19 protein-coding genes are annotated in these 23,304 nt (G+C 67.7%); 7 read left to right on the forward strand and 12 right to left on the reverse strand.

The features are described 5' to 3' along the window. Positions 1-94: 94 nt before the first annotated feature. From ACFWZU_RS10235 to ACFWZU_RS10255, 5 genes are all read right to left on the reverse strand, one after another. A complete protein-coding gene (locus ACFWZU_RS10235; protein ID WP_439701405.1) occupies positions 95-3,136 on the reverse strand; it encodes a TonB-dependent receptor in 3,042 nt (1,013 codons plus the stop codon). Positions 3,137-3,310: 174 nt separating this feature from the next. Continuing rightward, positions 3,311-4,615 (reverse strand): M24 family metallopeptidase, encoded by a 1,305-nt coding sequence (locus tag ACFWZU_RS10240; protein WP_439701406.1) that lies wholly within the window; start codon positions 4,613-4,615, stop codon positions 3,311-3,313. Between the two features lie 94 nt (positions 4,616-4,709). Further along, complete coding sequence (locus ACFWZU_RS10245) at positions 4,710-5,603, reverse strand: DUF5996 family protein (protein WP_439701407.1); 894 nt, start codon at positions 5,601-5,603, stop codon at positions 4,710-4,712. A gap of 233 nt (positions 5,604-5,836) precedes the next feature. After that, complete coding sequence (locus tag ACFWZU_RS10250) at positions 5,837-6,436, reverse strand: hypothetical protein (RefSeq protein WP_439701408.1); 600 nt, start codon at positions 6,434-6,436, stop codon at positions 5,837-5,839. A gap of 527 nt (positions 6,437-6,963) precedes the next feature. Further along, positions 6,964-7,473, reverse strand: a complete 510-nt coding sequence (locus ACFWZU_RS10255) for a hypothetical protein (RefSeq protein WP_439701409.1) — start codon at positions 7,471-7,473, stop codon at positions 6,964-6,966. Between the two features lie 261 nt (positions 7,474-7,734). Between ACFWZU_RS10255 and ACFWZU_RS10260 the strand changes: the two genes are divergently transcribed. Beyond that, positions 7,735-9,423 carry a TPR end-of-group domain-containing protein gene (locus ACFWZU_RS10260; protein WP_439701410.1) on the forward strand — a complete coding sequence of 563 codons (1,689 nt, stop codon included), beginning with the start codon at positions 7,735-7,737 and terminating at the stop codon, positions 9,421-9,423. A 127-nt stretch (positions 9,424-9,550) separates the two neighbouring features. Here the strand turns inward: ACFWZU_RS10260 and ACFWZU_RS10265 are convergent, their stop codons facing one another. Continuing rightward, complete coding sequence (locus ACFWZU_RS10265) at positions 9,551-10,843, reverse strand: MFS transporter (protein ID WP_439701411.1); 1,293 nt, start codon at positions 10,841-10,843, stop codon at positions 9,551-9,553. Between the two features lie 274 nt (positions 10,844-11,117). Here ACFWZU_RS10265 and ACFWZU_RS10270 point away from each other — a divergent pair, with 274 nt between their 5' ends. Further along, a complete protein-coding gene (locus tag ACFWZU_RS10270) occupies positions 11,118-11,840 on the forward strand; it encodes an rRNA pseudouridine synthase (protein WP_439701412.1) in 723 nt (240 codons plus the stop codon). A 12-nt stretch (positions 11,841-11,852) separates the two neighbouring features. On the opposite strand, the gene ACFWZU_RS10275 is transcribed toward ACFWZU_RS10270, so the two are convergent. Then, positions 11,853-12,323, reverse strand: a complete 471-nt coding sequence (locus ACFWZU_RS10275; protein WP_439701413.1) for a DUF1456 family protein — start codon at positions 12,321-12,323, stop codon at positions 11,853-11,855. A gap of 120 nt (positions 12,324-12,443) precedes the next feature. Then, positions 12,444-13,766 (reverse strand): glycosyltransferase, encoded by a 1,323-nt coding sequence (locus ACFWZU_RS10280; protein WP_439701414.1) that lies wholly within the window; start codon positions 13,764-13,766, stop codon positions 12,444-12,446. Positions 13,767-13,911: 145 nt separating this feature from the next. Between ACFWZU_RS10280 and ACFWZU_RS10285 the strand changes: the two genes are divergently transcribed. After that, positions 13,912-14,394 carry a pyridoxamine 5'-phosphate oxidase family protein gene (locus ACFWZU_RS10285; RefSeq protein WP_439701415.1) on the forward strand — a complete coding sequence of 161 codons (483 nt, stop codon included), beginning with the start codon at positions 13,912-13,914 and terminating at the stop codon, positions 14,392-14,394. Positions 14,395-14,540: 146 nt separating this feature from the next. Here ACFWZU_RS10285 and ACFWZU_RS10290 read toward each other — a convergent pair whose 3' ends face one another. Beyond that, a complete protein-coding gene (locus tag ACFWZU_RS10290; protein WP_439701416.1) occupies positions 14,541-14,819 on the reverse strand; it encodes a hypothetical protein in 279 nt (92 codons plus the stop codon). A gap of 401 nt (positions 14,820-15,220) precedes the next feature. Here ACFWZU_RS10290 and ACFWZU_RS10295 point away from each other — a divergent pair, with 401 nt between their 5' ends. Next, positions 15,221-15,610: a DUF6404 family protein gene (locus tag ACFWZU_RS10295; protein WP_439701417.1), complete on the forward strand. Its 390-nt coding sequence runs from the start codon at positions 15,221-15,223 to the stop codon at positions 15,608-15,610. A gap of 229 nt (positions 15,611-15,839) precedes the next feature. On the opposite strand, the gene ACFWZU_RS10300 is transcribed toward ACFWZU_RS10295, so the two are convergent. After that, complete coding sequence (locus tag ACFWZU_RS10300) at positions 15,840-18,587, reverse strand: PAS domain-containing protein (RefSeq protein WP_439701418.1); 2,748 nt, start codon at positions 18,585-18,587, stop codon at positions 15,840-15,842. A gap of 329 nt (positions 18,588-18,916) precedes the next feature. Here ACFWZU_RS10300 and ACFWZU_RS10305 point away from each other — a divergent pair, with 329 nt between their 5' ends. Then, a complete protein-coding gene (locus tag ACFWZU_RS10305; protein ID WP_439701419.1) occupies positions 18,917-19,402 on the forward strand; it encodes a hypothetical protein in 486 nt (161 codons plus the stop codon). A 300-nt stretch (positions 19,403-19,702) separates the two neighbouring features. Beyond that, positions 19,703-20,281 carry a methyltransferase gene (locus ACFWZU_RS10310; RefSeq protein WP_439701420.1) on the forward strand — a complete coding sequence of 193 codons (579 nt, stop codon included), beginning with the start codon at positions 19,703-19,705 and terminating at the stop codon, positions 20,279-20,281. Positions 20,282-20,865: 584 nt separating this feature from the next. On the opposite strand, the gene ACFWZU_RS10315 is transcribed toward ACFWZU_RS10310, so the two are convergent. Both ACFWZU_RS10315 and ACFWZU_RS10320 read right to left on the reverse strand, forming a co-directional pair. After that, on the reverse strand, positions 20,866-21,393 hold the full coding sequence (locus ACFWZU_RS10315; RefSeq protein WP_439701421.1) for a DUF4142 domain-containing protein: 528 nt from the start codon (positions 21,391-21,393) through the stop codon (positions 20,866-20,868). Positions 21,394-21,904: 511 nt separating this feature from the next. Further along, the gene (locus ACFWZU_RS10320; RefSeq protein ID WP_439701422.1) at positions 21,905-22,813 is read right to left on the reverse strand and encodes a cytochrome C; all 909 of its coding nucleotides are present in this window, start codon (positions 22,811-22,813) and stop codon (positions 21,905-21,907) included. Between the two features lie 39 nt (positions 22,814-22,852). On the opposite strand from ACFWZU_RS10320, the gene ACFWZU_RS10325 reads away from it, so the two are divergent. Beyond that, positions 22,853-23,068 (forward strand): hypothetical protein, encoded by a 216-nt coding sequence (locus tag ACFWZU_RS10325; protein WP_439701423.1) that lies wholly within the window; start codon positions 22,853-22,855, stop codon positions 23,066-23,068. Positions 23,069-23,304: the final 236 nt, after the last annotated feature.

Consider the following 23,304-nt stretch of genomic DNA (forward strand, 5'->3'; position numbering starts at 1 on the left):
GACAGGACGATGCGCGCGGCACACCCGGCACGGCGCACCGAGGTGCGCACAGCCTTGCCAGCGACCGCCGGACAAGGCTGTGCACCGCCCGCCATCAGAAGGTCAGCCCGACCTCGAACTTGAACGTGCGCGGCACGAAGGTGATGTTGCCCAGGCGGTTGTACTCGACCGTCGCGCGGCCATCGGCGAAGGTGGGGACGTAATCGACGAAATTGTCCCAGTTGAATACGTTCAGCACGTCGAACCGCCCGAACAGGGTGACGCCATGGCCCAGGTCGAAGTTCTTGGTGGCCTGGAAGTCGATGTCGCGATAGCCCCAGATCTTGCCACCGACGAGGAAGCGCGAACCGCCGGGCGTGGCCGCAGTCGGGATGCAGTTGTTGCCCGCCGGGAATACCGCCCCGTCATAGCAGGCGATGCCGTTGTAGGGCAGCGGCGTGGCCAGCGTCAGCTTGGCTGACAGCGTGGTTCCCCACGGCCCGTCGACATTGCCGGTGGCAACGAAGCGATGCTTGGCCGCGGCGTTGGAGGTGATGAACGGGTACTGGCCGATCGTGGCCTCGTCGAACGCGTAGTGCTCGTTGATGTCGCGGTTCTGCTTGGCATGGGTGAAGGTGTAGGCGAAGGTCGCACCCCAGTGCGATTCCTTCGTATAGGGCTTCTCGGCCGAGAGCAGCACCTGCGTGGTACGCGTCTCGATGCCGTTGTTGCCGACGATCAGCGCACCGAAACCAGGCACGCCGTTGCCCCAGGGCTGGATGTTGTTTTGCCAGAACGAGCCGTCCGGGTAACGATTGCCCAGGGTGAAGGCAAAACCATCGTGGCTCAGGATGCGCGAGACGGTGGCGCTGGTGTTCCACTCTCCGATTGCATTGCGCATGCCCAGGCTGAACTGGTCCGAATAGGGCGCCTTGAGGTCGTTGTTGAGCAGGTCAACCTCGGTGCCGGCATTGCTGCTGGGGCCAAGCAGCGCCTGCAGGTTGGGCAGTCCGTTGAGATAGGCCGGGTTCCAGTCGTAACAGGGGGTCGAGTTGCGGTGGCACAGGCCGGTCGCCGGATCACGGAAGTACACCGTGTACTGCGGCAGCGCCGATTTGGTGGTCTCCAGCTGCAGGTAGTCGTACAGGTCGCGGTCGTAGGCGCGCCCGGCGCCGCCGAAGATCACGTGCGCCTCGTCGCCGAACAGGTCGTAGGAGAAGCCCAGGCGCGGCTGCCACTCGCCCTTGTAGGCCGAGCGGTTGGTGCCGGTGCTGATGTAGTCGTTGACGTCGATCCCGCCGAGCGCCAGCGACTGCGCGTAGGTCTGTCCCGGCGGTCCGTTGGGATCCTGGCTGTTGAGCGCGGCCACCACGTTCGCCGGCGTGACGAAGTTGGTGTACGAGGGCGTGCGCTCGTAGTCCCAGCGCACGCCCAGGTTGAGCGTGAGCTTGTCGGTGACGTCCCAGTCGTCCTGGATGTACGCGCCGAACTGGTGGCTCTTGGTCTCTACCGTCGGGGACAGGCCCAGGCCGGTCACCGGCTTGGTGAAGAATGCCTTGTACGGCGTACCGGCAGTGCCCGCGGTAGTGACGTTGTAGTAGAACTGCGGGTTCACGTCGGCCGCATCGGCCGCGTGCAGGGTGACCATCTTCTTCTTGAAGCCGAGCTTGATCACGTGGTCGCCGTGCCACTCCAGGTCGTTGAAGGTGAGGTCGTCCTGGATGGCCGGGCCCTTCTGGCCCTTGTCCTGCGTCGCCAGCGGGCTGGCCGCGCCGGTCTGGATGATCACCGGATCGTCGGTCGGGCGTTCCCAGGTGTAGATCACGCCGTTGCCATAGTTCAGCGCGGTCGGCGCGTTGTACGCGTCCTCGTAGGTCAGCAGCAGTTCGTTGTAGTACGCCTCGCCGCTGTGCTGCCAGCGCAGGGCATAACGCTTGTCGTTGTTGCGGGTATTGAATCCGGAGCTCGGAGCGTTGGTGTCACCGATGCCGCCGAGCTGGTTCTCCTTGCGGATCTGCGCGCTGGCTTCGAAGCGGTCACGGTCGGTCGGCTCCCAGTCGAGCTTGCCGAAGTACAGGTCTTCCTTGAAGTTCAGCCCCGCGGGGCCGAACAGCCCGGCCACGTCGGCGGGCAGGTAGGGCACGCCCGGAGCACCGTCCGCGCTGGGCACCACGGTGATCGGCGTATCGAAGCGCTTGGCTTCGTACGCGGCGAAGAAATGCATCTTGTCCTTGATGATCGGGCCGCCGATGGCGAAGCCGTATTCCTTTTCCTCGGACGGCGTCTTGGTGCCGGAGTCCCGCTCGGCCGGGGTGCGCTCGCGGAAGGCGTCGTTGGTGTAGCGGTAGTAGGTCTCGCCGTGGAATTCGTTGGTGCCCGACTTGGTCTGCGCGGTCACCGCGGCCGAGGAGATCTGGTCGTACTCGGCCTTGTAGTTGGAGGTGATCACCTTGTACTCGCCGATCGCCAGCTGCGGGAACGGGTTGCCCTGGCTGCCGAACTGGCCGCTGACGCCGCCTTCCTTGACGTAGCTCTTCTGGCCCACGCCGTCGATGTAGACGTTGACCGAGCTGTTGTTCATCGCGCCGCCGCGAAGCGAGGTGTTGCCCTTGGAGTCGACGGTGAACACCATGCCCGGCACGGTGTCGGCGAACTCGAGGAAGTTGCGCGAGATCTGCGGGATGGTCTGGATCTGGCGCAGCGAAATCGTGTTGCCGACTTCGGAGGTCTTGACCTCCTGCAGGGTCGTGGCGGTGACCGAGACCCCGGTCAGCGTGGTTGCGTTGGCGGCCGACGGCGCGACCGGTGCCGCGGGCGCGCCGGCGGGAACCGGCTGCGACTGGCCCAGGTCGAGCGTGGCGGTCGAGGCTACGGTCAGGGTGACGGTGCGCTCCGTACCGGGGCCGGCATCGACCTGGTAGGTGCCCGGCTGCAGGCCGGGCAGCGCATAGCTGCCGTCCGCGCCGGTGCGCGTGCGCCGCACCGCGCCGGTCGCCACGTTGCGGGCGGTGACCTCGGTGTCGGCCGGGCCGGTGCCGCGCAGGGTGGCATTGGCGGTCTGCGCCCACGACAGGTTCGGGGCAGCGGCGAGCGCCGCTACCGAGCCGGTGATCAGGCTCGCCAGCAGGCGCTTGTTAAAGCGTGACATCATTTTCATGTTTCCACCCTCAAAAGACGCGGCGTTTGGGTGGATGGTTGTTTCTGCGCGGTGATGTGCCTGTGAGTTTTTCCGCGGGAGGCGTCGAGGGCACGAAGACGCGCGGGCAACGCCGGGCTGCCATCGCAACGAGTCCGTCGGGATGGCACCCGCATTTCCGCTGCAGGTCGCGGGTCAGCCGAACGGCTGTTCGATGGACGGACTCTGCGGCGTGAACCAGCGCGCACCTTCGGCCGTGACGTGCATGTCGTCCTCCAGCCGCACGCCGAATTCGCCGGGGATGTAGATGCCGGGCTCGTCGCTGAAGGTCATGCCCGCTTCGATGCGGCGCGTGTTGCCCTGCACGAGGTAATACCACTCGTGCATGTCCATGCCGATGCCGTGACCGAGGCGGTGCGAGAAGTACGTGTAACCGGGTCCGTAGCCGGCATCCACGATCACCTTGCGTGCCGCGGCATCGACCGACTCCATCGTCGCCCCCGGATGCGCGGCGGCCAGCGCCGCCAGCTGCGCCTTGCGCACGATGTCGAACACCCGTTTCATCTTGTCGCTGGCCTTGCCCAGCGTGAAGGTGCGGGTGAGGTCGCTCATGTAGCCCTCCACGTAGCAGCCGTCGTCCAGCATCACCGGCGTGCCCTCGCGGATCACCTGAGGCTCGCGCGAACCATGCGGCTGCGCGGTGTAGCTGCCGACGTTGATGCTGGCATCGCCCTCGAGGCCCATGCGCGCGTAGCCGGCCTCTACCCACGCGGCGATGTGCTGCTGGGTCATGCCCGGCTGCAGCCCCTGCCAGATCGCCTTGTACAGGGCCAGCGTGGCGTTGCAGGCCACCTGCATCAGCGCCAGTTCCGCCGGGCTCTTGATCGCCCGGCAGCCGGCCGTGACCGGCGTGGCCGGAACCAGCCTGGCCTGCGGCATGGCTTGCGCAAGCCCGGTCGAACGGAAGAACGGCACCTTGTCGCCGATGCCCAGCACGCCCGTGCCGGCACCCTTCTCGCGCATCACCTGCGCGACCAGCGCATAGGGACTCTCGTTCTCCTGCCAGGTGCGCACGTCGTGGCCGAAGCGGATCTGCTCCAGCGCGCGGCTGCGCTCGAACGCCGGCACCACGTACACCGGATCGCCCGAGCGCGGCAGCAGCATCCCCATCAGGCGCTCGCTGGTCCACCAGCGCATGCCGGTGAAGTAGTCCAGTGTGGTGCCGCCATCGAGGTAGATCGCGTCCATCCGGGACTTCGCCATGAGCTCCTGCGCCTTTGCCAGCCGGGCGCGGCGCTCGTCGTCCGTGATGGGCACGATCTGCGACTTCACCGACTTCAGCGCCAGGATCGACGGCGGCAACGCGAGGCCGCCCGGCGCGGCCCCGGAGGCGAGCGCATCCGAACCCAGCATCGCCACCGGCAGTGCGGCAGCACCCAGCGCCGTGGTCTGCAGGAAGCGGCGGCGGCCAGGGTGCATCACGTCGTCACGGGGGGTCATGGGCGCGTTCTCGTTCGGGGCAAGGCGACCAATTCAGCACGATGGCGTGGCGCTCCGCCACTGGCAAAAGGCATGGCGCCCGAGCCCTGTCCGATCAGCGGCGTTCCAGTTCGGCCAGGTTCCACTGCCCGAGCTCCGCCGCCTGGTGCCACGTGCTTTGCATGAACGCGCGCAGCGCAGCCTCGGGCGAGGACGCCGTACGCACGGCTTCATACGGCAGGATGAATTCGCCCAGCGAAGGGTGGAAGTACGCCCCGCCTGGCTGGACCGCCGCCTCCGCCAGGCCGGGCGGTGGCGGTACGGCGTAGGCGTAGAACGCCGGCTCGAGCAACGGCGCGCTGCCGGGCCAGAAGCCGTGGCTGATCACTTCGTGCGAATACGCGTCGCGCTCGAATGCCGGCCCGTCGCGCGCGGGCGCCGGGCGACCGGAGAAACGCGTCACCGCAAGGTCGAAGCTCCCCCAGAAGAAATTCACCGGGCTGCTCTTGCCCACGTAACCACAACGCCACCGTGCGAACTCGCGCCCGACCTGCATCAGGATCCGCCAGAACCGGTGCGCCCATGCCGGCTCGTACGTTTGATGAAGGGTGTCCTCGTCCAGCCGCACGGGCGAAGGCATCTCCACCGCCACCGGCCAGATCCGCACCGCCAAGCCCATTTCCCGCAGCGTGCCCATCAGTGCGTCGTGGAAGTCGGCGACGCTGCGCGGCCCAAGCGGCAGGCGGCGGGTCTGTCCGTCGGTGCAGTCGATCACCAGCACGTGGTCGATGAAGTCGAACGCCAGCGTGAGTGCCCGGCTGCCGTACGGCAACAGCCGAGTAGACAGACCGCGCGCCGTGAGGTGGAGCGCGATGCCCCAGCCGTGGTTGAGCGGCGGCGCAAGAGCCAACGCGATCTTGCCCACCACCTGGGACCAGAGGTGCAGCGTGGCGTAGGTTTCCCGCCACGCCTCATACGGAAGCTCGGGCCAGGCCTCGTTGACCGCCACGCGGGATCTCCTGCGAGCCGCCGTGGCACGCCGCCACAGGGCGAGACACGACGTTAGCCGCGGAGCCATTAAGACGGGCGCAAGGTGCCGTGAGCCGAAAGGCCGTCGGAGGGCTTGCCAAATCGAAGCCACTTTGGGTTGGGGGCTGCGCCATGGAGCCCCAGGTCCGGAAGCGGCTCCGCAAACGGCCTGGCCGGCATCGGTACCTGACCCGGGGCTTGGCCTGCCCGTAGTCAGGCCTTGTGCCGCAGGACAGCAACCTTGGCCATGAGCTCGTTTATGGCCACGATCGCCGTCGGCTTGCCGCCCGATGCATGCTGCCTCGTGAAATCGAAATCCCTGTAGCCGTTGCTCGTCTGGATGCGGATGCGGCAATCCCTGGCTGCGGTCATCTGCTCCAGCACGGTGTACGGAATGACGATTTCGTTGATCCCGTACAACCGGTTGGAGCCTGCCGCGCCACCGCCTGCCACCGAGGGACTGCCTGGCTGGCCCGCCGAGTACTGCGAAACCCTGCCATCGATATTGATGAAGAATGCGCGCGTGTCGCTGAAGACCGAGGTGCCCGTGATCCCCGGGTCCCAGCCCATGACCAGCGCGACGCTGTCCGGTGTTGCGCTCGACCAGCGCGCGCCGAGCTCCAGCGGCTCGGTCCATGTGCCGTCGACATTGGCCAGCGCGTTGGGCGAAGCTTCCACGAGTGTGGCGTTATCGAAACCGGACGTCCTCTGTGTGACTACGCCGTGTCCGGTGAGGTGGTCCAGCGTCGTGCAACCGGACAGGGCAAATGCAACGGCGAGCCCAAACAAGGGCTTGCTGGTCATCCCGATCATGGATATCTCCTTTTTTTTCGATGGGGGACGGCGAGCCTGCCGGTCCCGGTCACCCGGAAGGCGCCACAAAGCCGCCTTTCTTTCCTGCTCGTGGGCGCCAGCTCGGTCAAACCGAAACCTGGGAGCGCAGCCGGGCCTGACAGGATCACCCGACGCGGTGGCGGCAAGCATCAGCGCGAGGCACGCGATGGCGTCATCGCGTGGACCCATCCTCTGTCAGTGGACATCCTGCACCGCTCCCAAACCGTCTGATCCGCAACCCGGCCGGATGACGGCAACAGCCGGCGGGGCGTCGCCCGCAGGGAACCTGGCCGCCCTGAGTGACGGGCGCCATGCCAATGGTTCTTGCACGCATGCCCGAGTGGCTGCTGCCCTCGGCACGCTTGTTGCGATCGCGCGCAAGCGTTGCCCTCCAAGGCACGACGCGTAGCGTGGCAAGCGCCTGGCAAGCAGGCGCTCGCCTTACACCCGAGTGGTCGACGGGCCAGCGCAATCGACTCGCGCTGCACCTCCCGGCCGGCCTGGGTCTACTTCCGCACATCCACCACTGCAAGCCGCACGGGCGCCGCCTGGAATGACGCCAGACGCTCGCCGGACCGGCTCCCCCTGATCGACTGCGGCGCCAGCCGGCACCGCGGGCCGTCCGACGGCGCGGCCCGCTTGCAGTACACGTTCACGATCGCCACCGTCTCGCGGTCGGCATTGAGCAACTGGACCTGCCGCGCCACGCCGGGGCCGGACGAGTTGTCGATGGCCACGGAAACCAGGGGCTGCATGGCGAGGCCCTGCCTGCGCAGGGATTCGGACCGGTCGGCCGCCCGCCGTGCCTGCATGTACTGCCTGTGCGTATGGCCGACAAGCGCCTGCAACTGGTAGCCGGTCTGCAGGTTGGTGACGTAGGTTTCGTAGGGCGCGCGCACCCCGGTGACGACGACATTCTGCAGTTGGGTGGTCTGCGCCTGGTCCTGGGCGAGGCCGACGCCGCCGACGCTGGCGAGACCGAGTGCAGTGGCCGTGGCAATGATTAGCTTTTTCACAGGAGCCTCCAGACGGACGCCGATGTCCGTGGGGCGATCCTGGGCTTGTGCCCGGGCATTTGCTTGAGGGATTCCGGTGGAATGTGCGCGGATTCGATGAGGTTTTCTTCGGTTCACCGGCGGGTGCGAAGGCCGGGAGCGCCCGTTCACCGGATGAGGGGCCACCGACCGCGCGGTTGGCGGTGCTGAAGCAGGCGGGGCACGCACTCCCTGTCTTTGCAATCACGCACCCTCGCCCACCGCTGTGCTAATGCCGCGCCCGTGGCTCCGGAATCGCACAGCCATCGGGTGGATTACGCGTTCGGCGACATTCGCGTCGAGCCGACAGCGCACCGCGTGCTGCGCGATGGGCACGAGCTCGACCTTGAACCGAAGGCCTATGCCGTACTGCTGCAGTTCCTCGACCACCCCGGCGAACTGATCAAGCACGACGAGCTGCTCGAACGCGTGTGGGGCCACAAGTACGTCACCGCGGCCACGCTCAGCCGGGTCATCTCGCAGCTGCGCCAGCGGCTGGGCGACGAGGCGGCGGAACCGCGCTACATCCAGACCGTGCATGGCCTGGGCTATCGCCTCGTCGCCAGCGTCGCGGCGGCACAGGCAGCGGACGCCGTTGCCAAGGTCGAGAGCCCCGCTCCGGCCCACCATCCGGACCGGGACCGCGACCGGCACGGCATCGCCGTGCTGCCCTTCGTCAACATGAGCGGCGAAGTGGAAAACGAGTACTTCAGCGACGGCATCGCCGAGGAGATCCTGAGCCTGCTGACCAAGCTGCCGCAGCTGAAGGTCTCCTCGCGCACCTCCTCGTTCTTCTTCAAGGGCAAGGAGGCCGACCTGCAGATGATCGCGGCCAAGCTGGACGTCGGCACGGTGCTCGAGGGCAGCGTGCGGCGGGCGGGCAACCGCGTGCGCATCACGGCGCAGTTGATCGACGTGGCGTCCGACTCGACGCTGTGGGCGGAGACGTACGACCGCGAACTGCGCGACGTGTTCGCGATCCAGGACGACATCGCCCAGAGCATCGTCGATGCGCTCAAGGTGACGCTGTCGCCGAAGGAGCGCCGCGCGATCCAGTACGTCGCCACCGCCAACGTGCAGGCGTACGACGACTACCTGCGTGGCCGCAGATATTTCTACGCCTGGAACCGCCGCGACTCGCTGCGCGCCATCGAGATGTACGAACGTGCCATCGCACGCGATCCGAAATACGCCGCGGCCTGGGCGGGCCTGTCGGATGCGTACGTGATGCGCCATCGCTTCCTGGACCGCAATCCCGAGCACGTCGAGCAGGCCATGGAGGCAAGCGAGCGGGCCCTGCAGATGGACTCGGACTCGGCCGAGGCGCACGCCTCGCGCGGCCTGGCGCTGTTCATCAGCCAGCGGTTCCAGGAGGCCGAGCGGCAGTTCGAGACCGCCATGATGCTCAACCCGAACCTGCTCGAAGGCTGCTTCATGTACGGCATGATCTGCAGTTCGCTGGGCAACTTCGAGAAAGCCGCCTGGCTGTACCTGCGCGCCGCCGAGGTCAGCCCCACCGACTACCTGCCGCTGGTCTACCTGTCCCAGGCGTACAGCGAGATGGGCCGCAAGGACGACGAGAGGAAGGCGCGGCAGCGCGCGCTCGAACTGATCGAGCGCGCGCTGCTTGCCAATCCCGACGACGCGCGCGCCCGCTACATGGGCGCGGCCAGTTTCGCGGCGCTGGGCGAGAAGGCCAAGGCGATCGAATGGGCCAATCTTGCGCTGCAGTCGAGCGAGGACGAGCCCATGATCTTCTACAACGCCGCCTGCACGTTCGCCGTGCTGGAGGAACACGACCGCGCCATCGACCTGCTCGAACGCGCGGTGCAACTGGGCTGGGGCGACCGGGCATGGATGGCGAACGACAGCGACCTGGCCTCGCTGCGTGGCAAGCCCCGATTCGAGGCGTTGTTGACCAGCCTGAACTGACGCGCGCCGGCGGCGGCTTGCCTCCCGCCTGGGCGGGAATCGCGTTCGGGCCGGCGCTTTACGGCGTTCGCGCAGGTTACCGCCCATGAAGTCGTTCGTGGGCAGCGCGGCGCGGCTTCCCAAGGCTTCAGGTCACCCGCTCCCCCGCGACCACGTGAGCGGCCGCGACGTCGCTCCGCACGGGATGGAGCGTAAGGCGCCATTGTCCGGCGACCCTGTGCAGCCGCAGCTGGCGATGCCTGACGAGGTAACCCAGCGCCACCGCGGCGGCCGAAACGCCCGCCAGCGCGCCGACGCCCATCGCCCAGCGTGCGCCGAAACGGTCGACGACCCAGCCGACCAGCGGCGCCCCGATCGGCGTGCCGCCCAGGACCACGGCGATACGCAGCGCCAGCACGCGGCCGCGCATGGCGCGTTCGGTGGTCAGCTGCATCATCGAGTTGCTGGCGGTCATGAAGGTCAGCGCCGCCAGGCCGACGAGGACCAGCACCAGCGCAAAGAGCAACGGACCGGGCATCACCGCCGCGATGGCCACGCAAACGCCGAACGCCGCCGCGGATACCGCCATCAGCACCATGCCCGGATGCGGGCGGCGGGCCGACAGCAGCGCGCCGCCCATGGTGCCCACCGCCATCGCCGAGGTCAGCAGCCCGTACTGGCTGGCACCGCCGTGGAATACGGTGACCGACATGGTCGAGATGAAGATGGCGAAGTTGAAGCCGAAGGTGCCGATCAGGAACAGCATCACCAGCACGGCGAGCAGGTCCGGACGCCGCCCCACATAGCGGAACCCGGCCAGCACGCTGCCGCGCGTGCGTTCGGGCCGCGCTTCGGTGTGCAGCTCCTGCACGCGCAGGAAGCAGAGCGAGATCAGCACCGCGGCGTAGGAACCCGCGTTGACCACGAACAGCCAGCCCTCGCCCACCGCGGCAATCAGGATGCCGGCCACCGCCGGGCCGATCATGCGCGCGCCGTTGAACGAGGCCGAGTTGAGCGCCACCGCATTGGCCAGGTTGTCGTCGGTGACCAGGTCGGACACGAACGCCTGCCGCGCCGGCGCGTCGAAGGCGGTGACACAGCCGAGCAGGAGCGCGAAGGCATACACCTGCCACAACTGCACCGCCCCGAAGATGGTGAGCAGCCCCAGGCCCAGCGCCAGCACGCCCGATGCGCCCTGCGTCCACAGCAGCAGCTTGCGCCGGTCCAGGTGGTCGGCAGCAAAGCCCGACAGCGGCAACAGTACCAACGGCGGCCCGAACTGCAACGCCATCACCGTACCCACCGCGGTGGCGTTGTGATGGGTCAGCACCGTAAGCACCAGCCAGTCCTGCCCGATGCGCTGCATCCAGGTGCCCACGTTGGACACCAGCGCCCCCACGGCCCACAGCCGGTAGTTGTAGCTGCGGAGGGAATGGAACATGCCTTTCATCGTGGCCTGGGAACTCCGTCGGTGGCTTGGGGGACAGCACGGGAACATGGCGGCCCACGTCAGGTGCGCTCGAATCCGCGGCCAGCTTGCGCACCGGGTGTCGACCGCGATCGGGACGCATCGGCGCAACGGTGGGCCCGGGCCGGCGCAGATCGGGGCGGCACCGCTTCCGGGCAAGGCAGGCTAGCGGGCGAAGCAGGAACGACGCGTGAGCCGGCATGTCCCGAGGATAGACTGGGCGCCCTTGATTCCCTGGCGCTGATCCATGTCCGATCCGGTTCGACTGGCCAAACACGTGGCCGACCTGGCCCGGTGCTCGCGCATCGAGGCTGAGCAGTACATCAAGGGCGGCTACGTGTCGGTCGACGGGCGCGTGGTCGAGGATCCGGCCTACCCGGTATCGACCGAGTTCGTCGAACTCGATGCCGCGGCGCGGCTGGAAACCGTCGAGCCGGCCACGATCCTGCTGCACAAGCCGGTCGGTTATGACGCCATCAAGGGCCGCAAGGCCGCGGCGGGGCTGGTGCAACCGGGAACACGCTGGCCCGATGATCCTTCCGGCGTGCGCCTGCTCGAGCGTCACTTCCACCACCTGACGCCGCTGATGCCGCTGGATACGGACGCCAGCGGCTTGATGGTGCTGACCCAGGACGGCCGCGTGCGGCGCCAGCTGACCGAAGACCGCGATGAGATCGAACAGGAGTTCGTGGTCGAGGTCAGCGGGCAGATCGCGCCCTATGGCCTGTTCAAGCTCAACCACGGCCTGCAGTTCCGCGGCCGGCCGCTGCGGCCGTGCAAGGTCAGCTGGCAGAACGAGATCCGCCTGCGCTTCGCGCTCAAGGGCGTGCAGGAAGGGCAATTGCGCGACATGTGTTCGCAGGTGGGCCTGGACGTGGTGGCGATCCGGCGCATCCGCATCGGCAAGGTTCCGCTGGCCAGGATGCCCGTCGGCGCGTGGCGCTACTGGCCCGCCGGCGAACGCTTCTGAAGCATCCGCGGATCAGGGGCCGCGCACGCGCAGCGTCAGGCCCTTGAGGAAATTGCGCAGCAACTGGTCGCCGCATGGGCGGTAGTTCTTGTGCCCGGGCTGCCGGAACAACGCCGACAGTTCCGGCTTGGAGACGGGGAGCCCCGCATCCGCGAAAACCTGCTGCATGTCCACGTCCTTGAGCTCGAACGCCACCCGCAGTTTCTTCAACACCACGTTGTTGCTCACGCGCTTCTCCACCGGCCGCGGCGGCACGCTCTCGTCCCTGCCCCGTCGATAGACGATCAGGCCGTCGAGGAAACGCGCGAGCACCTTGTCGTTGCACGGCTGGTGTCCGGGCTCGTCTTCCCTCAGCAGGTAGGCACGTACGTCGTCCTTTTCGACCGCGAAGGACGGATCGGCCAGGCCGATGATGTCGGCCACCTTGTTGTCGCTGAGATCGAGCATGTAGCGGATGCTGCGCAGGATGTCGTTGTTGATCATCGGTCACAAGGCGGTGGAGGCAAGCCGGCGAGTTTACCGGTGGGGCGTGCAGGCCGGGGGCAACCGTCCATGGGCCATTCGCTGGCCGGCCCCGCAGCCGATGGCTCCGCGGCCGACGAATCAGCCGGGATTGCGCCCCAGTGCCGACAGGATCGTCGCGGCCGCCACGGCGGCGCCATCCTCGCGCGCGACCTGCCGGCCGATCTGCGCCGCCGCGCACGCGTACCCCGGCTGATCAAGCAGCGCACGCAGGCTGGCGGCGATCTCGCCACTGCGCCAGCGCCGCCGGGGCAGCTCCCGCCCGACCCCGAGCCGCACCACGCGCGCGGCGTTGTCGGGCTGGTCGACCAGATAAGGCGTGATCAGCTGCGGACGACCCGCGCGCAGGGCCTGGGCAGTGGTGCCGATGCCACCGTGGTGGACATTGGCGGCCGCCCGCGGGAACAGCGCCGAGTACGGCGCGTAGCCGGTCACGTGGATCGTCGCCGTGGCTTGCGATGACCAGCGGCGCGCCTGCTCCTCGTCCAGCACCAGCACCGCGCGCATGCCAAGCAGGTCGATGGCGGCAAGGCTTTCGCGAACGAAGTCCTCGGCGTCATGGATGGCCGAAGTACCCTGGGTGAACACCACCGGCGTGGGGCCGGCCTCGAGGAACGCCCGCAAGCCGGGCGTCAGGCCCGCCGGACCACCCTTTTCGCTGTCGTAGAAGGCAAAGCCGGCGATGGTCGTGTGCGGCGGATGGTCGGCCTGCGGCGGCCCCAGCAGCGGGGAATAGAGGCCGATCGCGCCGGCGCTGCCGAACTGGCCTTCGAACAACGGATGGGCGGTGGCTGGCGGCAGCCCGATGTGCTGGCGGAAGCGATCAATCGGCCTCGCCCAGCGCCGCGCGACGCGTCGGCCCAGGCCCAGGAATGCACGCGTCCAGGCAGGCCCCTGGCGGTAGATCCAGCGCGACAGTTGCGGCATGTCGGCCAGCACCGGCGGATCAGTGACGGAGGCAAACAGCATCGGCTGCAGCACGATGCCGACCTGCGGCAGGCCGCGCTTCTCCGCCGCCAGCCGTGCGCCGTAGGCCGCCGAATGGGTGACCACCAGGTCGGCGCCGCCCATCGCCGCCATCGCATCGTCGTAAGCCTCACGCAACGACGGCAGGATGATGCGCTGGAGCAGGAACTGCGGACGCGCAGCCACCGCGCGCGCCAGCTCCCGCGGCGCCATCGCCAACCGCGCAGCGACCGCCTCGACGTCCGGACGCAACGGGAAAAAGCCGATGCCCTCGGTCTCCACCTTCTCGCGGTACACCTCGCCGGCGGCCAGCACGGCCTCCGCACCGCGCTCACGCAAGGCGAGCGCGAGCGCCAGGAACGGGTGGAGGTCGCCGTGCGTGCCGAAGGTGGCCAGCACGACGCGTGGCCGGGGCGTGGTCGAAGCGGGCGAATGCATCGGTCAAGTGTCCCGGATCGGCATGCCGCGCGCGACCTGTCGCGGCGCATCCACTTGCCGCGGGCGCCGGCCAGAGGCTGCACGCTCTACGCAGCGCTCATGGCCCGGCGACTACAAAGGCACACCCACCCACGGAGCATCGATCATGGCCGACGCAGGCGAGTTGAAACAGAAATTCTGGGACGCGATCAAGGACGATCGCACCGTGATGCTCGGACTGGCCGGTGCCAGCAGTCACCCGCGCCCGATGACCGCGATGATCGAGGGCGACGAGGGCGGCCCGATCTGGTTCTTCACCGGCACCGCAACCGAGCTGGGCGCAGGCGTCTCCGGGCCAGCGCCGGCCCTGCTGACCCTCTCCTCCAAGGGCCACGACGTCTTCGCGACCGTGCATGGATCGCTCTCGCGCACCCACGACCGCGCCGTCATCGACCGCCTGTGGAACCCCTTCATCGCGGCTTGGTACGAGGGCGGCAAGGACGATCCCACGCTGGTGCTGCTGCGCTTCGACCCGGCCGACGCCGAGATCTGGCTGGAGGGCTCGAGCCTGGTCGCCGGCGTCAAGGCGATGCTCGGGGTCGACCCGAAGCAGGACTATCAGGACAACGTCGGCCAGGTCCGGCTCTAAAGGTGGCGCATCGCGGGCGAGGGCGCCGGGTCTCCCCGGACCTGCCGCCCCGCCGCGACGCACCGCTCGTTGCGATCGGTGCTCGGCAAGCGAGCCGCCTGAGAGCCCCGGCAAGGCCCTCACTTCAATCCCACGGTTGCGCCTGGCTATGGCGTTGCGCGCCGCAGCCGCTTGTTGGCCAACAACAGCAGCGTCGCGCCGCCGAGCGTGCGTCGGAACGGACTGTCTCCGTCGAGCAGTTCCGACCCCGCCCACCAGGCAAGCGCCGCGTCACCGGCCGCCCGCAACAGGGGCTTGGCCGGCCCTGCGGATGCGCGCGCCGCGACCGCGAGCATCGTCCAGGCCAGTATCGGTCCATTGGGTGGCTCGGCCACCACTACCCGCCCGTGGTGGTCGGTGACGAAACGACGTAGCGCTGAGGACATCGGAGGCTCCCGGGTGGGCGATCAAGCTCGCACGTGAGGTGCACAGGGAAAGTGATTCTGGCGCCGGGTTACAGAGAACGAAACAGCGGGCACCCATGCTCGCGCAAGATGCCAAGTCATGCGCCACCCGAAGCGGCAAAGAATCGCCCCCAACAGCTGCCGGTTGTTCAAGTGGCGACGCATCGCAGAACAGACGCCGTTGGTTCGCGGCGGCTCGGCTCCGCGATTTCAGTCTCGTTCTCACGCCACCGGGTTCGGCCCGTCTTCGTTCACGGCAATGCGGAGTCAGAGTGCACTTTCCGCATCCTGCCCTCGCGACAACCGGGATTGCATCACCATCGCCGAGCCCGCCACACTGCCCGCGCAAAGGCGCCGGGCGAGCGCGCCAGGGAGAGTGTCACGTGCGACCGAAGCAACGGATCGAGGCTTACCTGCGTTACATGGAAGCGCGCGGGTTACCCCGGCAGAACGTCGCCCCGCCCTTCTGGACCGGCTTGTGGTCCCTGGGCATCCTTCTGCCGCCACCGCCCTTTCTGGGCAGCGTCGCGCTGTTCCTGATATCGGCCGTCCAGGGTGCGCTGCTGGCGCTGGCGCTGTGGGTGATCTTCTGGATCGGTGCCTTTCTCCGCCCCATCACCCGGCCGCTGCCGCCCCTGGTTTTCCTCGGATGGATCGTACCCCTCGCCGCCCTGGCTCTGGCGATTGCCCACACGATCTACTTCCGGCGCATGGCGCGCCAGCATGGCCTGGCCAACTGGGCGACCTTCTCGGGGCTGCGGCAACGGACCTGAGCGCAGGGCCCCGAGGGCCGGGTTGAATGGCTCCGGTCCCCACGACCTGAGCTCCCGCGGCACCTGGCGCGTTGGCCGCAAATACACTCTGGCCGCGTCTTGGGCAGCGCAGACCGATCCCGTTAGCTGGCTGCAGCTTGTTGACGTGCCGGAAGCGTTTTGACCCTTCGGCTACCCCAGCACTCAGCCCAACGCCCTACCGGCAAGGGAAACGCGTTCGCCGCAACAATCAGGCCTTGGTGGTACCGGCGTGCGGCTCGGACCGACGCACGGCGGCCAGCCCTTGCGCGAGCTCGTCCTTGCGGAACGGTTTGGTCAGCCGCGTCAGGTGAGGTGCGACACCTTCGGCCTCGGCGTAACCGGAAACCAGCAGGATGCCCATCTGCGGGTGTTCGCGCCGCACCTGCCTCGCCAGCTCGGTGCCGGTCATGCCGGGCATGAGGTGGTCGGTGACCAGCACGTCAGGGCGCAGCCCGTCGCGAATGAGCGCAAGCGCCGCCTCCGCCGAAGGGCATTCGTTCACCACGTAGCCGAGGCTGACCAGCATTTCGGCCGTGCTCATGCGAACCAGCTCCTCGTCATCGACCAGCAGTGCAGAGCCGACGTGCTGTCCGCCTGCGATGGCCTCAGCCACCGGGCCGGCCGTCTCCACCGGCATCGAGCTGACCGGCAGCCACATCTCCACCTGCGTGCCCGCCCCGCGCTGGCTCTGGATGAGCAGTGCACCGCCAAGCTGCGAGGCCAGCCCGTGCGCGGACGACAACCCCAACCCGGTGCCCTTGCCGACGCCCTTGGTCGAGAAGAACGGCTCGACCGCACGCGCCAGCGTGGCTTCGTCCATGCCTACGCCGGTATCGGTGACCGACAGCCGGATGTATCGCCCCGCGGTGAGGCTGGCGCGGTGGCCCGAACCGACCTGCTCCAGTTCGGCGGCGATGCGCAGGGAGCCGCCCTGGGGCATCGCATCACGCGCGTTCACCGCCAGGTTGAGCAGTGCCATCTCCAGCTGGTTGGGATCGGCATGCGCCGGTGGCAGGTCGGGCTCGGCCTCCACGACCACGCTTATCTGGGGGCCGTTGGCGCGCGCGATGAGGTCGGCCATGCCGCCGATCAGGCTGGCGACGTCCACGGCGGTCGCCTGCAACGGCTGGCGGCGGGCAAAGGCGAGCAACCGCTGGACCAGCAGTTTGGCCCGCTCGGCCGACTGCATCGCGGCGGCGATGAATCGCTGCTCGCGCTCGGTGCCCACCCCGCTGTGCTGCAGCATGTCCAGCGCACCCATGATGGGCGTCAGCAGGTTGTTGAAGTCGTGTGCGACGCCACCGGTCAACTGGCCCATCGACTCCATCTTCTGCGAGTGGCGCAGGGCTTCCTGGGCCGCCTGGAGCTCGGCGTCGCGGGCACGATCGGCGGTCTTGTCGCGGCCACTGGCATAGATCAGCGGCCCCTCGCGCGCGGTCACCCACGAGATCCACCGATACGATCCGTCCCGGTGCCGGTAGCGGTTGTGGAAACCGGCCAGGTTCTCGCTGGCGGCCTTTTCCAGCGCGCCGAAACTGGGTCCAACGTCCTCGGGATGGACGAACTCGAGGAACGAGTGCCCCACCAGATCGTCTTCACGCCAGTCGAGGATCTGCGTCCAGGCAGGGTTGACCGCGCGGACCACGCCGGCCATGTCGGTCACCAGCAGCAAGTCGCGAGAGTTTTTCCACGCACGGTCGCGCTCGGCGGTGCGCTCGGCCACCCGGGCTTCGAGCGTGGCGTTGAGTTCGCGCAGGCGCTCCTCGATCAGCTTGCGTTCGGTGAGGTCGACGGTGACCACGAGCACCGAATGCGGCTGCCCACTCTCGTCGCTCAGCCGGGTCAGGCTGCTGTTGGCCCAGACCACGGTGCCGTCCGGGCGCAGGTAGCGCTTGTCCAGCGACACCGTCCGGCCGGTCTCGACCACGCTCTGGAACCCGGCCAGGCTGGCGGGCAGATCATCAGGGTGGGTGATCGCGGGGATGCCCCCTTCAAGCACGCTCTGCCGGTCACGACCGAGCATCCGGCACAGCTCGTCGTTCACCCGCAGCGGGCGTCCGTCGAGCGAAACCTGCGACAGCCCGACGGCCGCCTGCGCGAAAATCACGGTGAGCTGCGTGGCGCTGTCACGCAGCTCGGCCTCGATGCGCTTCTGCTGGCTGATGTCGTAGGCCAGTGCGTAGAACCCCTCAACTCCGTGCTCGGTGACGCGCGGCACGTATTCCATGCGCAGGTGCCTGGCCGGGCCGTCGCGGTAGGGAAGCAGTCGCTCGAAGCTCACCGCCTCGCCCGCGAGCGCCCGCTCGATCCACGGCTCGAACAAGGCATAGGCATCCTCACCCACCACCTCGCGCACGCTCCGGCCCACGATGCTGCCCTTGCGATCGGGGAACCAGCGCTCGTAGGTGCGGTTGGTGAAGCGGTAACGGCGATCCGCGTCGACATAGGTCACCAGCACGGGCAGCGCATCGGCCAGTGCCTGCAGCTCCCGCCGGTCCGCGTTGGCGGTCGCCTCGGCCTGTTTGCGCGCACTGACGTCGCGCGATATCGCCAACAGCTGCCCGGGCTGCCCGTCGGGGCCGCGGATGGGCGTGACGACCACGTTCCACCAACGCGGCGTCCCCTTGAGGGTCGGTGCGTAGCCTTCGAAACGCCCGGTGTGACCCTGCCTGGCAGCCTGCACCGCCGCCAGCGCCCTGGCGTGGTCGTCGCCCTTCCAGAAATCCGTCCAGCGCACGCCGCGCAGCGCGGCAAAGTCCTCGACCTCCATCGCGCACAGGCCGCCATCGTTCATGAACTCAAGGCGCCCCTCCAGATCGAGCACCTTGATGCAGTCGGCCGAGCTCTCGAGCACGCGCAATGCGATCTGGTCGCGGGCAACTTTCTCCCCATCGGGCGTACGGTCTGGCAGGACAGGCGGCTCTGTGGTCGAGCCTTGCTTGCGGTTCTGCGTCAAGGGCGTTCCCCCCAGCCTTGGCACGTGGTTGATGGGATCTTAGGCAGTGGCGGCTTGGGTCGCCGTGAAGGCCTGCGTGGGCTGCGTTGCCCCCGGTTAACTTCCTGGACGCCGGCGCCCGATCGCGGGGCGGCGCAGGCCGTTGCGGTCCGCTCCGGAAGTGCCTAGGCTCACCTCCGATGCCGCTTGTGCAATGGAAGCGGCCATGCGCTGCGGTGCAGCGCCATCAGATGTCCGCCGGTACGGCGTCGCTGCCGCGCCGGTGCAGGATCGTTCGGGGTGAGACGGTCGTCGACCGCCAGCGCTGGGCGCAACATCGGAGGAATGTGATGAACAGATTCGGCCTTTTCATCGCGGTATTGGCGCTGGCCTCGGCGGCCGCATACGCGCAACAGTCAGAGCCACCGCAGCGACCACAGCAAGACCCCACGTACGAAATGATGCGTCGGCAGGCGCAAATGAGCGACCGGCAAGATCGCGAGAGACAGAACGACCTCGCCCGCGGCAACTACAAGCAGTGGACCAAGGAGTCGATGGCCCAGTTGTCCAAGCTACGTGCCCATCTGGCCGAAGCATGGCAAAGCATGGGCATGTCCCCGCAAGGCGCCAGGCTGGTCGCCGACGCCTACGACCCGCGGTTGATCACCGAGATCCACCGTAGCTCGGTTCGGGGGAAGAGCAACCAGGAGATCGCGCAGATGATGCAGGACGCGCTGAAGGACAAGCAGTATCTGAAGGCCGACCAGCTACTGCTCGACTTTCAGCAGCGCCAGCTCGAGCTCAACGCAGCGAAGACCGGCGAAGACACGGACTGACCCATCGCGCAAAGGCGATCACAGTGCTCAGGGCAGCCTGACCAACCCGGCCGCCCTCCCCCTTCATGAAAGCGCACCCTGAAAACTCATGTCGCCGCCTCCGTCCTCTGGCGGTACGTTGGGATCTCCACAGAAACGAGCGTCGCCAAATGAGAGGAGGCAGCGCGTCTTGTGTCGCCCGACGCCGGATTCGGACCGCCCGCCAGGAAGGAAATCGCCATGCGTAACCTGGGAAGTCTGTGGCAGCGCCTGAGCGGTGATTGGCGGCACGGACAAGTTGGACGGCCTGAGCTGTGGCGCATGAAGCGCAAGTTCCAGGTGGACTTCCTGCGCAACCAAGGATTGCAGCCGAACCACTTCCTCGTGGATATCGGCTGTGGCAGCCTGCGTGGCGGCATCCCCCTGATCGACTACCTGCAGCCAGGCCACTACACCGGCATCGACGTGCGCGAGAGCGTGCTGGATGAGGCCCGCCGCGAATTGGTCCGCGAGAAGCTGGCACACAAGCGGCCGAACCTGATCCAGGCGCCGAACCTGGGCGCGGTGAATCCCGGCACGCCGGTAGACGTGTTCTGGGCGTTCTCGGTCCTTTTCCACCTGAGCGACGCCATCCTCGCCGACTGCATCAGCATGGTCGCGCGGCACCTCGAGCCCGAGGGCGTTTTCTACGCCAATATCATCGATGGCGATGGTCCGCCGGGCGCTTGGCAGGGCTTTCCCGTCATGCCACGGCCGATGGCAACCTACCGCGAGCTGGCCGCCCGCCAAGGCCTCCACATAGAGCCGCTAGGGTGCCTGTCCGCGCTCGGTCACCATAGCGGGGAACCCACCCAGGACAACCAGTTGATGCTTGCCTTCCGCCGACCGCGGGCCGCCTGACCGGTACATCGCCTGCGTGGATGCAAACTCGCGTTTTGGAAGCGTTGGCAGAACGCATCTTTCGTGTTCAGAACGCTGGCAAGCCCGCGAGATAATTCAAAAAAGGGGACGTGGGCAATTAAGCCGACGCTCACCCTGCGCGCCCCTTCCCGCCGACGGATCGGCAGGCTCTATCAGCACCGTCGCGAACAGGGCCAGGCTTGCTTTCTGACGGACAAGCGCGGCCGTTCCCACAACGGACGCCGACCTCTGCGCTACCGATCAGCGGCCCGTGGCCCGATGCTCGGGGGAATGGCCAGACAACCAAGGTTCGACCTGCCGAACATCCTTCAGCATGTCATCCCGCGTGGCAACAATCGCCAGCCCTCCTTCCTGGATGACGCCTACCGCCACCGCTGACGTAGCCGCCACCCGGATTTACCTGCAGCAACAACGCGCATGGGGCCGGGACGACTGCCGCGCGATGGTCGAAGCCAAGATGCAGCGCTTCGCGGCATTCGCGCAGCCCGCCGGCCACCCAGGCTCACGTCACCCGGCAAGTGAACCTGCCCGCGTTTCTGCTCGTTCCCTTATTGTCCGTCCTCTTACTGCGCCTGCTGGGTGAGCTGCTCCACCAACTGAAGGTGCGTCTTCAGCTTCGGCAGGGTGCTCTGCGCGAACTGGCGGGTGGGCTGGTCGTCGAGCTTCTCACCCGCCATCGAGAACAGCTTGATGTCCTTGCGATGGTCGGTCAGGTTCATCTGGGTCCACTCCTTGTCGAACGCCTTTCCGCTCTTGCCCTGCAGTTTCTGCAGCTTCTGTTGGTCCTCCGGCATGAGCTGTTCGGGCAGGCTCACGTTCTCGCGCTGGGCGATCTGCTGCAGCTGCTGGTTGGCCTGCGTGTGATCGTCCAGCAGGCGCTGGGCCACCTGCTTGAGCTGCGGATCGTCCGACTGCCTGAGGGCCATCTGGCAGATCTGCACTTCGGCCTTGCCGTCGGAAGCGGCCTTCTTCATGAAGGCGGTCTTGTCGCTGGCGGTCTGCTGCATGGACGCTTGGTCGTCCCCGGCCAAGGCCGGGGTGCCGATGGCGAGCAGCAGGCTGCCGGCCAGAATCGTGGCGCGAACATTCATGAGGCGACTCCTGTGGATGGCGGTGCGTGATTCGATCGAAGATCGTGCCTCGCCACGGCACAAGCTGGCGTGACCGAATGGTCAGCAGGGCGCGAGGCACCGGGCTCGAGCGTCGTTTCAAGCGGGTCCGGTTTAAGCGGGTCAGAGCCGCTTCCTCCCTTCCTCCTTCGGGAACAGCGCGATCTGGCGAGCTTGCTTGTCAGTTGCCGGTCTCACCAAGCACAGGCAGGCCTATGTCCCGCAGCAGGCCATAGATCGGGTCGTAGGCGGACGGCGACCGGGCGGGGTCGTTGCGATCGCCAGCGGGCATCACCAGCACCGTTCCTTCGCCATAACCGCCATTCGCATCCGATTCCCCTCGATCCATGATCCGAACGCACGGGTGGGTTCGCTGCGCGCAGTGTCACCGCCGTGCTTATCCGGCAGCAGTGCGGTTCGGCAGGCTGGCAATGTGATCGCGTGTGTTTTCCCGGGCCTGCGCCTGGCGTCGCGTCAGCGGGTCAGAGCGGGCTCACAGCGCCAGCCAGGCGAACAGGAACAGCGTGTCGTTGTCGCCCGCCCGGCGGCCGGCACCGTCGATGTTGCGTATGCGGCCAGCGAAGCGGCTGTAGTGGGTGTACTGCGCGCCCAGGCGAAGGTTGGCCCATGGCGCCAGCCACGCGTCGGCCTGGCCGAACGGGTTCCAGTCCAGCTCCAGGCTCTGGCCGCGCGTGTCCGGGCGGCCGGAGGGTGCGTACAGCAGCGCGTCGTGGCTGCCATCGTCGGCGAACGCGGCCAGCGTCGCGCCCCAGCGATTGCGGTACCAGTAGCTCGCGTTGACGTGCAGCGCATCCAGGCTGCCGTGCAGGTATTGGGCATCGCCGGCGGCGAAGGTCGCATCCAGCCGCTGGCGCTCGTGCACGTACAGCGCGCTGGCGGTAAGCAGATGGTCGTCGCGCGCCCATTGCCAGGACACATCGAGGCCGATGTCGCGGTAGCGGTCGCCAGGGCCGGGCAGCGCCACGGCGTGACCGGCCGCATCCTCGCCGGCCAGTCCGCGCCGCACGTCCAGCCCGAATAGGCCGAGCGTGATGCTGCCGGCCGGCAGGTTCCAGCTGTAGGCCACGCGCGCGTACGGTGTGATGCCGGCCAACCGACCATCGAAATCGGCGTTGACCTTGCGCACGAACGCAGGCGACAGCGAGCGATAGCCACCCGCTTCGGCATACAGTGCACCGCCGAGCTGCACGTACCCGGTGAGGCCCACCACCTGGCCGCCCAGCGCGCCGAACAGGGCCGGCTGGACCGGCGACGACGGCGCCAGGTCGGCGGCGATGTAGGGGTACTGCCAGGCGGGAGCGGTGTTGAACACGTCGCTGACGGTGGGGTTGTTGTTGAGCGAAAGGCCCCAGATGCCGGCGTGGCGCCCGGCGGAGAACATGCGCGCGTAGCGCAGATCGACGTTGTCCCAGCCCAGGGCGTGGCCGTTCTGCGAATAGGTGGCCTGGGCGAAGACACCAGGTGCTCGGTCAGGCGCCCGGCGAGGAAGGCCGATGCCTGCTGCATCTCCACGTTGTCGTTGCGCGAGAAGTTGTCCGCCGGCCGCTCGGTCTGCGCCTTGCGCGTGTGGGTGAAGGACTCGACCAGCATCGCCGACAACGGCGCGTTCGGCGCGTCGCCCGTCTTCAGCGTGTAGCCGAGCAGCTTGAACTGGCGGCCGAACGCGGTCAGCTGCGGACCGAACCCGCCCACGTGGCAGGCCACGCAGGGCTGCCCGGTCTGCCGGGCGTACGAAGGCACCGCATGCACCTGCCAGGGCAGCAGGAGACAGGCGAGCCACAGACGACGTATGCCGCGCCAGGGACGCGGCCGGGCGATCGGGAGGTTCCATGGCATGGCGCGGGCTCCTGCACATCCGGGGCCGAAAGCTTG

The sequence above is a fragment of the Frateuria sp. GZRR33 genome (assembly GCF_051900425.1).
GTDB lineage: Bacteria > Pseudomonadota > Gammaproteobacteria > Xanthomonadales > Rhodanobacteraceae > Frateuria_A.